Annotated in this window: 11 protein-coding genes; 9 read left to right on the top strand and 2 right to left on the bottom strand. The window is 41.8% G+C overall.

Features of this window, described 5'->3' with window-relative positions; all coding sequences use genetic code 11:
* Positions 1–254 precede the first annotated feature (254 nt).
* Complete coding sequence (locus ABDW16_RS23540) at positions 255–734, top strand: VOC family protein (RefSeq protein ID WP_343673175.1); 480 nt, start codon at positions 255–257, stop codon at positions 732–734.
* 116 nt (positions 735–850) lie between these two features.
* Here the strand turns inward: ABDW16_RS23540 and ABDW16_RS23535 are convergent, their stop codons facing one another.
* Positions 851–1,672 (bottom strand): DsbA family oxidoreductase, encoded by an 822-nt coding sequence (locus tag ABDW16_RS23535; RefSeq protein ID WP_343673174.1) that lies wholly within the window; start codon positions 1,670–1,672, stop codon positions 851–853.
* Positions 1,662–2,054: a DoxX family protein gene (locus tag ABDW16_RS23530; RefSeq protein ID WP_343673172.1), complete on the bottom strand. Its 393-nt coding sequence runs from the start codon at positions 2,052–2,054 to the stop codon at positions 1,662–1,664. Before ABDW16_RS23530 ends, ABDW16_RS23535 begins: the two co-directional genes overlap by 11 nt.
* A 106-nt stretch (positions 2,055–2,160) precedes the next feature.
* Here ABDW16_RS23530 and ABDW16_RS23525 point away from each other — a divergent pair, with 106 nt between their 5' ends.
* The 8 genes from ABDW16_RS23525 to ABDW16_RS23490 all read left to right on the top strand — a co-directional run.
* A complete protein-coding gene (locus tag ABDW16_RS23525) occupies positions 2,161–2,520 on the top strand; it encodes a helix-turn-helix domain-containing protein (RefSeq protein ID WP_343673171.1) in 360 nt (119 codons plus the stop codon).
* A gap of 116 nt (positions 2,521–2,636) precedes the next feature.
* Positions 2,637–3,227: a sigma-70 family RNA polymerase sigma factor gene (locus ABDW16_RS23520; RefSeq protein WP_343673170.1), complete on the top strand. Its 591-nt coding sequence runs from the start codon at positions 2,637–2,639 to the stop codon at positions 3,225–3,227.
* Between the two features lie 76 nt (positions 3,228–3,303).
* A complete protein-coding gene (locus tag ABDW16_RS23515) occupies positions 3,304–4,461 on the top strand; it encodes a FecR domain-containing protein (RefSeq protein ID WP_343673168.1) in 1,158 nt (385 codons plus the stop codon).
* Between the two features lie 116 nt (positions 4,462–4,577).
* Complete coding sequence (locus ABDW16_RS23510) at positions 4,578–8,246, top strand: SusC/RagA family TonB-linked outer membrane protein (protein ID WP_343673167.1); 3,669 nt, start codon at positions 4,578–4,580, stop codon at positions 8,244–8,246.
* Positions 8,247–8,258: 12 nt separating this feature from the next.
* Positions 8,259–9,842: a RagB/SusD family nutrient uptake outer membrane protein gene (locus tag ABDW16_RS23505; RefSeq protein ID WP_343673166.1), complete on the top strand. Its 1,584-nt coding sequence runs from the start codon at positions 8,259–8,261 to the stop codon at positions 9,840–9,842.
* A 9-nt stretch (positions 9,843–9,851) separates the two neighbouring features.
* Complete coding sequence (locus ABDW16_RS23500) at positions 9,852–10,778, top strand: hypothetical protein (protein WP_343673165.1); 927 nt, start codon at positions 9,852–9,854, stop codon at positions 10,776–10,778.
* 53 nt (positions 10,779–10,831) lie between these two features.
* Positions 10,832–12,178 (top strand): TlpA disulfide reductase family protein, encoded by a 1,347-nt coding sequence (locus ABDW16_RS23495; RefSeq protein ID WP_343673164.1) that lies wholly within the window; start codon positions 10,832–10,834, stop codon positions 12,176–12,178.
* Positions 12,179–12,190: 12 nt separating this feature from the next.
* Positions 12,191–12,921: thioredoxin family protein (locus ABDW16_RS23490; RefSeq protein ID WP_343673163.1), on the top strand; the 731-nt coding region annotated here is incomplete at its 3' end.

Below are 12,921 nucleotides of genomic sequence, written 5' to 3'. Positions count from 1 at the left end.
AATCTATATTAATTTAGGTTCCTTTTTCTGACTAGTCTGCCATGCCTTATATATAAATAGTACAAAACCTGTTCCCGTATAACAGGACTTTTAAAACAAATGAAACAGGGGGTGCAAGGTTCATAGCGAGCGCAAAGAATTGCTCGTTTTGTGCAAGAAAAGTAACAGGAAATCTAAGGCAGGCACTACTGTGATGCAATACCGGACTTCTGCGAAGAAAATATTCCACGGAGAAATATTAACTTACAGCAATCATGAAAAAAGCAATTTTAACAACCCTGATAGTTGCGACATCATTTTGCTTAGGTGTCGCCTTTAATACAATCTCTGAAAGACAAAATAAAACTCCGGCAAACATGAAAAAAGTAACAGGCATTGGTGGCATTTTCTTTAAATGCAAAGACCCTAAAAAAATGACCGAATGGTATCAGAAAAATTTAGGCTTAAACACCAACCCATATGGGGCAACTTTCGAATGGTACGAAGGTGCAGACAGCACAAAGAAAGGACAAACCCAATGGACTCCCTTTCCCGAATCGACAAAATACTTTGAACCTTCAACAAAAGACTTTATGATAAATTATAGGGTCGAAAACCTGGAAGCCCTTGTTGAGGAGTTAAAAAAGAATGGCGTAACCATCGTGGATACCATAGAATCTTATGATTACGGAAAATTCATACATATTCTTGATGCAGAAGGGAACAAAGTTCAATTATGGGAACCCAAAGACTAAGCAACTAATCTCAGATAAAAAAGCCCCGGATTTTGCGATCCGAGGGCTTTTTTGTTTGAGGAAAACAAATAAATTATTGATAATCATTGATTTAAGTTCATTTTCGCCCGCTTAACTTAGACAACCGTTATCCCATTACATTCACCGTCTGGTTTACATACAGCTCCTTCCACTATTTTCAGTGAATCAGGATTATTTTTTTGCCATTCAGAAAAAGCTTTTTCGATCGTCTGGATCATGACATCGGGCCGCTGTGCCCCAGCTATAGCATACTTTCTGTCGAAAACAAAGAACGGTACGCCATTGGCACCCAATCGTTGCGCTTCTTTTGAATCATTCTCAATTCTGCCCGTATATACCGGATTAGTTAATGCCTCCCTGATTTCAATATCAGTCAGACCAACCTCTTTGCCCAGTTCAAAAAGTACAGCCTCATCATTCAGATTTTTTCCTTCGGTAAAAAAGGCGAGGAACAATCGTTCTTCTGCTTTTTCTCCCAACCCTTTGGTTTTGGCAAATTGGATAAGTTTATGTCCCTTCAATGAATTTGTGACAATAACCTTGTCGAAATTATATTCCAGACCTGCACTTTTGGCCATCTGTGTCACGCTTTGGTGCATGCGCTTTGATTCGTCATAGCTTAAGCCTTTCCTTTCAGCCACGAATTGGTATACATCATTTTGATTCTTTGGAATTTCCGGAATAGAAGGGTCTAACTGAAAACTCTTCCATTCAACTTCAATTTGATCCTTATGTGGAAATTTTGCCAATGCATTTTCAAAGTTCCTTTTTCCTATATAGCAAAAAGGACACATGATATCGCTCCAGATTTCTATTTTCATTTTTTTATCCGTTTTATTGATGCTTCGTCCATATAAATATGCAGTCAGCAGAACAAACAGGGTCACCATTATTGGTACCACCTTTTTATTTTGCATAATTTACCTTTCTGAAATAGTAATATGAAACACAAAGTATAGCGAAAGGAACAAGTGGTGCAAATCCTTTAGCCGGTCCATCTACTAATCCATGTGCAAGCGCACCTGACAGCAAGGTGATGCCGAATGCTGCATAAACCCATTCCTTAAATAGGTTAGGAACTGCGGGAATAAACATAATAAGTGCACCTATTATTTTACCGATGGCCAATTCAATCCTGAAATAATCAGGAAATCCTAATCTATGTATTGAGTCAATCAGGTATTTATTGTTGAAATAAAACAACGCAGGCCCTGCAGTCATTATAGTGACAATAATTGTTGTTACCCGATACATTCTTTTATCCTTTTTCAAATTGGGCGTCTCTAACGCTGTCATCATATTTATTTTTGGTACAAAACAAAATTACAAGGTTTTGCTAACCAAAGGTAAGCGGTTACTTATAAGTAAGTGCTTACCTTTAGGTAGCCAATAAACTGTTTTTGAAATGAAGGAGTTATCAAGAAATAGCAAAGAAGACTGTCTATCTCTCATGCTTTCTGTGCGTGATGCACTTGATGTAATCAATGGCAAGTGGAAATTATTGATTATAATTTCCCTCGTCAATGGAAACAAGCGCTTTAGGGAAATTGAAAGAAGTATTCCAAAGATTTCTTCCAAAGTCCTGGCGAAAGAATTAAAAGACCTGGAAGATCACAAATTGATTAAGCGGACTGCCTATGATGGCACTCCCGTTTTGGTCGAATATACTGCTACAGAATATGTAAACACACTCGAGAATGTAATTTTGGAACTATATGCATGGGGGCAAAACCATAGACAAAAGATTATTGGTAAGACACAATAATGAAAGCCAGGACGGCTGCTATATTAATATTCAAAATATTTAATGTTTTATTAGAATCTTTACCGGAAAATTTACCCTTAATTTTTATAATTTCATTAGAAATATCATTTAAGGAGGTGAACATCATACAAACTACCGAGGAGAAGGAGCTGTTACGCAGGTTGCGGGATGGGGATGAGTTTGCTTTCAAATCCCTCTACGAAATCTATGCCCCTCGCCTTGCAGCAAAATTATTTCAATTACTGAAATCAGAAGAGTTAGCAAAAGATATTCTGCAGGATCTGTTTATCAAGATCTGGGAGGTACGGCATACCATCAATCCAGCACTTAATTTTGGTGCTTTGTTATATAAAATAGCCGCTAATCTTTCTAAAAACGTATATAGACGAAATTTATATGACCAGTTGATGCGCAACTCAATAAACCCGGATGATGGTCATAATCCCATAGAAGAATCCCTGAACCAATCAGAAGCGAAGGAGTTACTGCAGGCCGCCTTAAACAAACTTACACCCAGGCAGCGGGAGGTATATATCATGCACAAGATAGATGGCCTCAGCTACCACGAAATAAGCAGCCAATTAAATATAAGTACTTCTGCCATCAATCATCACATACAAGAGGCTAATAAGCAACTAAGAAATATATTAAAGTCAAATTACATTTATCTCTTTGCAATCCTGGCCAGATTTTTTTTTGAAAAATAATTGGATTGGGGGTGCTACTTTTTATTTCTCGTGTGTATATATCAGTAATTAGGCATAAACAGGACTGTTTGCGAAGATGGAAAACAATAATATAGAAGAGCTATTCAAAAAATATATCGAAGAGACAATTACCGAACAGGAGTTGTCTCGTCTGTATGATTTTTTCCAGCGTAAAGAGCTCCAGGATGAACAGGATGCCTTACTCATGAACTTTTTTTCAACGGATTCCAGCGTATCGTCGTCACTGGATAAAAGATCTGAGATCATTAAAGATGCTGCATGGCACAGTATCCAGGAAAAACTGGGTATTACGCATACACCAAAATATAAGCGCATATACTGGTGGAAACGGGTTGCAGCAGCGGCAGGAATACTGCTGGTATTATCATCCGGGTTCTATTTTTACAAAGAATTTTCCCGCCCATCCACCTCGCAGTTTGCAAATCTTGATATTCTGCCTGGTACTAACCGTGCGACCCTTGTCGCATCAAATGGAGCAGTCTATCAATTGAATGGTGCGAAGGAGGAGATTGTGGTAGACAAAGGGAGTATTCATTACAAAGATGGTGATATGCTACCTGTAAAAGAATCCATCCAGCATGTGACATTAAATATTCCAAGAGGGGGGCAATACCGGGTTACATTAAGTGATGGCACGAGGGTGTGGCTGAATGCAGCGTCTTCTCTCTCATATCCGACTGCGTTCACAGGAAAGGAACGGAGTGTAACACTGAAAGGCGAAGCGTATTTCGAGGTAGCGCACAACGCTAACCAGCCATTTATCGTGCATACACCAGATGAGGATGTAAAGGTGCTGGGCACCAGTTTCAATGTCAACTGTTATAACGATGAAAACGGGACGGTGACCACCCTGGCAACCGGCAGCGTTCGCCTTGACAGCAGAGATGCGGCTCATACGACGGAATTACATCCAGGGGAGCAGGCGGTACTACTGGATAACACAACATTTAACGTAGCAGCCGTCGACGTTTCATTATACACCGCGTGGAAAGATGGAGACTTCCGATTTAAAGCCACACCGTTAACAGAAGTCATGCGTCAGATAGGACGATGGTATGACCTGGATGTAGATTACGCCAGCATTCCAGCAGACATCAAAGTTCATGCATCTATCAGGAGGGATAAAAAATTGTCAACTGTACTTCATGCACTCGAAAGAATAGGGGATATAAAATTTGAAGTAAAGGGAAAGAATATTAGCATAATTCATTAGTAGTACCAAAATCTTTTTATCGGTTTTCCGTCTGTAGGCTGGCGTGTGGATCCGCGCATCGGCTGGTGGAATCCTTATACTTATAATAATCAACCAAAAACCAACCGTTTCAAATTATGGGCAATTTCCTTTTTGTCAGGGACAAAAGGTATGTGCTGTACTGTGAGCGTTCGGGAATGAACAATTGTAGCACATTATCTATTACGACCAAATTTCTGTCCGTTTTTATTCCTGTTCTTATCCTGCAACTGTTTGCGTCTGTAAAGGCGCAGACGGTAACGCTGGATGTAAAAAATGCCCCATTTGTGAAGGTGGCGGAAGAGATCAGCAGGCAGACGAAATTCGATTTTTCGTACAATGACCGCATTCTGAAAAAGACAAAGCCAGTTACATTGAAACTGGTAAAGGAGCCGATTTCCAGTGCCATGCAAAAGTTTTTGTCAGAACAGCCGTTGAGCTATGAGATCAAAGATGGCCTGATCATTATTACTGAAAAGAGTGCAACGCTTACTGATCAGGCACCGCAATCCGAACCTGATGTGTATGGACATGTTGCCAACGAAGCCGGCATTCCACTGGAGGGGGTTGCTATCAAAGTGAAAAATACCAATTTCGGTACCAGGACTAATAAAAGCGGTGAATTTATCATTCCTGGAAAGTATGCAAATAATACGCTTCAGATCCATATGCTTGGTTATGCAGATATGGAAATAGGGGCACAGAGAGCCCGGGTGGTTACACTTGCAATGGCCGCTTCTGATTTGAATGAAGTGAATGTAGTGGTCAACACAGGTTACCTGAAGATAGACAGTCGCCACCTCACCAGTGCTGTTACCACAATCAAGATGGATGATATTATTACTCCGGGGGTGAATTCAATTGACAAATTGCTGGAAGGCAGGGTACCGGGTATGATGTTCATGCAGAACTCCGGACAGGTGGGGGCTGCTCCTAAACTGAGGATCCGTGGTACGTCTACTATTCTTGGTAATCGTGAGCCCCTCTGGGTGCTGGATGGTATTGTACTGACAGACCCAGTTAACGTGGATCCGCAACAGATCAATGACCTCGATTTCGTGAACCTGTTGGGAAATGCGATTTCAGGTCTGAATCCTGAAGATATTGAGCAGATCGACGTGCTGAAAGATGCTTCTGCTACTGCGCTGTATGGCGCCAAAGCCGGCAATGGCGTGATTGTGATCACCACCAGGAAAGGGAAACCTGGAAAGCCAATGCTATCCTATTCCATGTCATCCGGCTATTCACGCCGGCCAAGATATTCTGACAGGAGTATGTACATGATGACCTCCAGGGAGCGCATGGATGTTTCAAAAGAAATGGTAGAGCGCGGAATGCAGTATAATAACGTGACTCAATGGTCAGGATATGAAAGGGCTTTACAGGATTACTATGGGGGTAAAATTGATTATGATGAGTTCAAACGTTTAAGTGATTACTATGCCAATGTGAATACTGATTGGATGGGATTGATCACGCACGATGCATTTACTCAAAACCATACATTAAACCTCTCCGGTGGATCTAAAGATATCAAGTATTACTCGTCTATTGGTTACCTGAACGAGAATGGCGTAATCAAAGAAGAAAGTAACAAACGTTACTCCTCGATGCTGAATATTACTGCCGACTACAAAAAGTTCACGGCACAGATTGCATTCAATGGTAGTTACCAGGTAAAGAATTACACGCCATCGGACCTGGGTATCCTGAACTATGCTTATAATACCAGCCGTACTATACCTGCGTATAATCCGGATGGAAGTCTCTTTTATTATCCACAAACAAATGGTTCGCTTATTTATAATTACAATATCCTGAATGAGCGTGATAATAGTAATGATCATACGAACCTTATTTCTGCCAATGTCAGAGCGTTGTTAAGGTGGCATGTAATCAGAGGGTTGGATCTCGAAGGTACTTTTGCCGTTGGTATTAGCAACAATGATCGGGAGGTGTATTATACCAAAAACACTTATTACATATTTAAGTTACGCGGTGATCAATCAACCAGGTGGGACCAGGCACCTGTAGGTGGTGAAATGCAGAAGTCCACAACAAACAATAGGAATTATACTGGCCGTTTACAGGCAAACTACATGACTACATTGGGGAATGCCGGTAAACACGCCTTAACAGCAACAGGTGGTGTGGAGGTTAAATCCAATGCATACAATGGGTTTAACATTACCCGCAGAGGTTACTTCACTGAAATGGGCGGTTATTTTGATATCGTACCTACTACCTATAGCGGGTATTACAATCAATGGATGATGACAAAAGATGCTTTGGGTTATTTTAACCGCCAGCTTACAAACGATTTTGCATGGTTTGGTACAGCAGGTTATTCTTATGATAGCCGGTATATGTTTAATGTCCATATCAGGGGGGAACAATCCAATCTTTTTGGTTCCAGAACCAATAATCGCTTCCTTCCCATCTGGGCATTGTCAGGTCGCTGGAACATGAAAAATGACGTAGTGCCTCATGTAGGATGGATCAATGACCTGGCCTTTAAGGGATCATGGGGCTGGCAGGGAAATATGCTGCCGGGACAGTCTGCCAATATGGTGATCCGTCAGAATTTAGCTACTAATCCCTACTATAATGAAACCTCTGCCAATATTGTAAACTATCCTAATCCGGACCTGAAATGGGAACGGACATCCTCTTTCAACGCGGGTTTTGATTTTTCCCTCCTGAAGGGTAAACTAGCGGGTTCAGTAGCCTATTTCTATAAAAGGACCAAGGATGCATTCCTGAACAAAACGGTATCAGAGATCAACGGTGTACAAACATACGTCATCAACAGTGGTACGCTGGAAAACAAGGGCGTAGAGGTAGCACTGTCAATAAAAGCTATTGATAATGTGAATGTAAACAGTTCCCGCAGGGGATTTGTGTGGCGTATAGATCCGCAGTTGGGACAGGTATTGAACAAGGTGTTGAACAGGGCTATCAATAACAGGAATAACGTGCTGATAGATAATATTACCTATAGCAACTTCCTGGATGGTTCTGTACAGTTGGCCGGTAAGCCGATCAATACCTTTTACTCCTACAAATTTAAAGGTCTGAGTCACGAGGATGGTTCTCCGATCTTTTATGGCGCAGAGGCTGAACTCGCAGATGAATACAATAAGAAATATTCCCAGATGAAAAAAGAGGATGTATACCTGTCTGTGATGAGTGAATCTGGCCGTAGAGAGCCTTTTATACAAGGTGGTATTTCCAACTATTTTGGCTGGAGAAATTTTGGTCTGTCCTGTAATATTACTTACTCTCTTGGCAACAAGATCAGGATGCTGAAGATAGCTTCCGGATATGCTTCTACGGTTGCCTATCCACAGCAGAACCTCCGCAAGGAGTTTGTACGCAGATGGCGGCGCCCGGGTGACGAAGCATATACCAATATTCCTGGTCTGCAGGCAAACAATAATCTGAATACGCCATGGTGGAATATGTATCCGGCAAGTGCTTACTCTTTTGGTGGTAGTGTATACGATATGTATGATAACTCCGATTTGAGGGTGATAAGTGCTGATTACCTGAAACTCCAGTCAGCCTCTTTCAAATATAACTTTGATGATAAAATGGTACGTAAGCTGGGATTTGCATCGGCTTATGTGAGTATTACAGGCACCAATATGTTCACAATCACCAACAAGTTATTAAAAGGACAGGATCCTGCACAATCAGGCGCATCTCCTAATATCAACCTTTCAGTAAGACCTACTTACACTGGTACTATTAACGTTTCATTCTAAAATTTAAGCACCATGAAAAATGTATTTGCGCTGCTTATGTGCTTACTGCTGTTGCCATCATGCCGTAAATTCCTGGAAGAATATACTACAGATCAGAGATATGCCTCTAATACGAATGATCTTGAGCAACTGATGATCGGAGAAGCATTCATAAATAATGTTACATACTCTATCTATAGTCAGTCTACCATGTCGGATCTGACATCAGAATCGAGTCTCTTCGCACCGTGGCTGCATGTAATGGATGATGACAGTGAAACGTTTGTGGCAGATGTAGTAGAAACAAGTCAGGCCACTCCGCTTTATATGTTTTCCGGTTTTCATAACTGGAGCCAGTTGCCATCCGTTAATATCCTAAATGCTGCGTGGGAAGAAACTGCCTGGCGCAAGCTTTACAAACGTATCGGGTCTTTGAATGCGATCCTTTTCCAGGCGTCAAAAATTGCGGACAGCTCTTCACAAAATGTGCAATTGCGGCATATTCGTGGTGAAGCGCACTTTCTCAGAGGGTATTATTACTTCATGCTGCAGAATATTTATGGTTCTCCTTATCGCACGAGCACCGCTGCCACAGATGAAGGTGTGCCAGTGAAGGTGAGTGAAAAAATTGATGATAAGTATTTCTCCCGGGATAATAATCAAAAGGTCTACGATCAGATTATTGCAGATCTGAATCAGGCGGCGACTTACCTGGACGGTTACAATCCTAACAACAATATCAGGGTGGGTATTGCGGCTGTCAAAGTTTTACTAAGCAGGGTCTACCTGTATACAGAACAATATGACAAGGTTGTTGCGACCCTGAAGGACTTTGAGACGATGGGATATAGTCTTACAGATCTCAATCAGTTTGTCCCGGGAACCAACTTCAGCTACCGCACTTCTGGTGAGTCTATTTTTACGATGGGAGCTCATGTTATACCGGCTGTTTTTATGAACGACTCGCTTTCTGCATGGGGTGGCAATGATAACCGTGTTTCTGCCTTCAAGGCTTCCAATGACCTGATGGACACTTATGATACGGCTGACCTGAGACGTAACGCTTTCTTTGACAAATCAACCAGGAACAAAGCGTTTCTGCCGAGAAAATACAGATCATGGACTACGTATAATGATGTAGCCCAGGTGTCTGACATATTTTACCTCCGCTATCCGGAAGTGATATTGAATCGTGCAGAAGCATTGGCCATGCTGGGTTCAGATGGAGAAGCTAAAACAGAGCTACAGCATCTCCGGGCGAAGCGTTTCCGGAATGCAACTGCGGACCAGCTACCTGCATCAAACGAAGCACTGGTTGATTTTATCCGTGCAGAACGTCGCCGTGAAATGTGTTTTGAAGGGCATCGCTGGTTTGATCTCAGGCGTTATGGGGTCAATTCCAGGTATCCTTTACCCGCCAGTTTTGTTATCAAACACCCTGTGTACAACTATGATGCGTCGTCCAATACGTATTCACCCGCAGGTTATTACGTGCTGAAATCCTTTGCGCAGGATGCTGCATCCTGGCAGGTACCGATCCCTGATTATGCCATCACATTTAATCAAGGCTCCCTTACAAATCCAGTTCGTCCTGTTCGTCAGATTCAACCATTTTAATCAGTGCAAATGAACTACAAAATATATCTGATCGCCTTTACTTTGTTTGCTATGGCTACGTCATGCAGAAAGGAAGAAGAAACGACCTTTCCTGACTACGATAAAAACTGGCTCGTAGTAGAAGATGATCCTAACGATGCTACGATTCATGCGAATTATCTGTTCTACAAGGAAACAGGGATACCGATTTATATCAATGATACGATCGGTTCTCAGCAACGGAAGGATGTGTTCGGGCATGATTACACTTTTTATGAAGTGTTGTCCATGAATTATTCACTGGGTGGTTCGCAGGGTTCGAGTGCTCCACCATATGTGCAGTCATTTACTTATTGTTCGAAAGACGATGTGCCGGCGGCATTGGCATTTCTGAGAGCGGAAATTATGCCGTCGTTGCCTGAAGGTGTACATGTACCCAGTATCCTGCTTGTGAATACGCTAGGCAGTTATGGATTTGGCAGCTACGCTTTTAAGGGGTTTAATACGGTGGTGATAGGTGCGGTATCCCAGATACCCACTATGAATGATGCTACCCGGGCAGCTTATAAAGGGGCTATTCTGCGTGCCTTGCTTACCAATGCGGTACAGGATGATAAATACAAAGATATCCTGGATAAATTTTACAATGCCTCCAGGAAGTTTATGACCTCGCGGGATGCTTATGGTGTATATACATTCCAGCTTGCCACCTATGTGACTGGCCTGCCACCCAGCGTTACAGCTACGCCACAGGCCATTGGGTTCCTGGGTACAGATCCGCGAAATAGTTATTACACGCCGATGTCAACTTATATGGATGTGTGTATGTACATAGAGGCAACACTCGGCAAATCAGAGGACCAGTTTAAACAGCAATATGGTACGCAGACTACCATTATGACCAAATATGGTTATATCAGGCAGATACTGGCTGATCTTAAAGTACCTGTACAATAGCAGGATAATAAAAACATCAAACAATCATATTTCAAATATTTTAAAAGTTCCAAATGAAGAAAACAGTTTTATCTGTCCTGCTGCTGGGTATTTCAGCAGCAGCATGGGCGCAGAATGCGGTGATCAAAGGTAAATTTGAGAGGGAGAAAGGTGGTAACGTGAGTGCAAGCCAGATCTATCTTTTCAAGACTGTGGAGGGTGAAATAGTACCTTATTCCATGATCCCTTTGACCAGACAAGATCATTCATTCCAGGTGCCGGTTGGCGACAGCGATCTGAACGTAATCAGGTATATAGGCTTTGAAGATGAAGTTTACCCTATCTATATGCGCAAAGGAGATACGCTTGCGCTCAACGGTGGATTTGGTGAGGTAGCTTATTCAGGCACAGTAAATAATGAGAACAAAGTGTTTGCTGACTGGTATAAAATGATGACACCACTGAGGAAATATGGTTATACCAAAGAAGGTTGGCAGCGTGCATATGAACACTTTCCAGCTACACTGGATTCCATAGTTGCGCCGAGTGAGAAATTTATAAGTACTATCAATACCGGTAACCAGAAATTTGACAGTTATGCAAAGATGTTTTTGACTTATAGTTTCCGGATGGATGCAATGTTACCATTTACAGAAGCCCTGGGATATTCACAACGTGACAAATATCCCGCTTTCCTTGTAAACCTGTTTAATACAGAGAAATATGCAGATCCGCAGATCTGGACACTTCCCTTTGGTTATGCCTACATACAGACCCATGGATTCGTAAGACACTTCGTTTACAATGCTGAGAGTGGGTTCCTTGAAGATGTAATTGTTCCTGAAATCACTGATCCAATGTTGAGAGCCAATTATGTTCTCACGCTATTGGACCGACACGAATATCAGAACATGGCAAAATTTGTGAGCAAGAACAAACAGTACATGGTCACAAAGGAGCAAAAGAAAAAAATGGCGGTGCTTGAGAAGAGAGCGAATCTGAAAGAACCTGGAGGTGAGGCAATTGATTTTGCATATCCTGATATGACAGGTAAAATACATCGTCTGAAAGATTTTCGCGGTAAAGTTGTGTTGGTAGATGTATGGGCTACCTGGTGTAAGCCTTGCCTGGCAGAACAGCCGGCATTGGAAACACTTGAGAAATCTTTCGAAGGAAAAGATGTTGTGTTCCTCAGTATCTCCATTGACACAGAAAAAGATAAATGGAAGAATATGGTAGAGACAAAGAAACTGTCAGGATTACATTTATATTCCAACAACCAGGGAAGTATGATCCAGGATTACGAGATCACTCAAGTACCACGCTTCATCCTGTTTGATAAGAATGGTAAAATGGTGAGCTATGATGCTATCCGGCCTTCAGATCCAAAGTTAAAAGAGTTAATCGAGTCCAAAATTTAATGCTTAGAATAAATGAGAGTATTCATTGTTTCGATATTCCTGGCAATAGGTGTTTTGTGTAAACAAAACACCCTTGCACAGGGTATTATATTCCAGGAGCTAACGCTGAAACAGGCAATGGCAAAAGCAGCCGATCCCGCATCACCAAAACTGATCTTCGTTGATTGTTATACCAGCTGGTGTGGCCCTTGTATTGAAATGGCCAAACAGGAATTTCCTAAAAAAGTGTCGGGTGACTTTTTCAATCCGAAATTTGTTTCTGTGAAATTCGATATTGAGAAGGGAGAGGGTATTGATATCGGAAAGAAATATGATGTCAAAATATTTCCCACATTCCTGATCCTGAATGCAAAGGGGGAAGAGATCAACAGGGTGGTAGGAAAAGCGGTTGCAGAGGAGTTTATTGAAAAGGTGAAGGTAGCTATGAATCCTAATAATTCATTGGCTGGTTTAAAGGCGGCTTATGAGAAGGAAAAGAATATGACGACTGCATTGCCTTATGCCCAGGCGCTGTATGAGAATGCGAGAGATCCGTCTCCTGTGTTGAGTGAGGTCTTTGACAGGGCGATGGATTATGAGCGGTTCAGTGGTGACTATCTGAAGATGGCATTGGAAACAGCTGATTTCGGCAGCCCTTTTTTCAGGAAACTGATGCTGGACAAAAGACGTATTGATCAGGCAATTGGTACAGAGGTGGCTAACCGTATCATCTTTGATAAGGTTCGCAAGCATATGTACCTGAT

It is taken from the genome of Chitinophaga sp., assembly GCF_039596135.1.
GTDB lineage: Bacteria > Bacteroidota > Bacteroidia > Chitinophagales > Chitinophagaceae > Chitinophaga.
The sequence above is the reverse complement of the archived record's forward strand: the minus strand, read 5'-3'. Positions and strand labels throughout refer to the sequence as shown.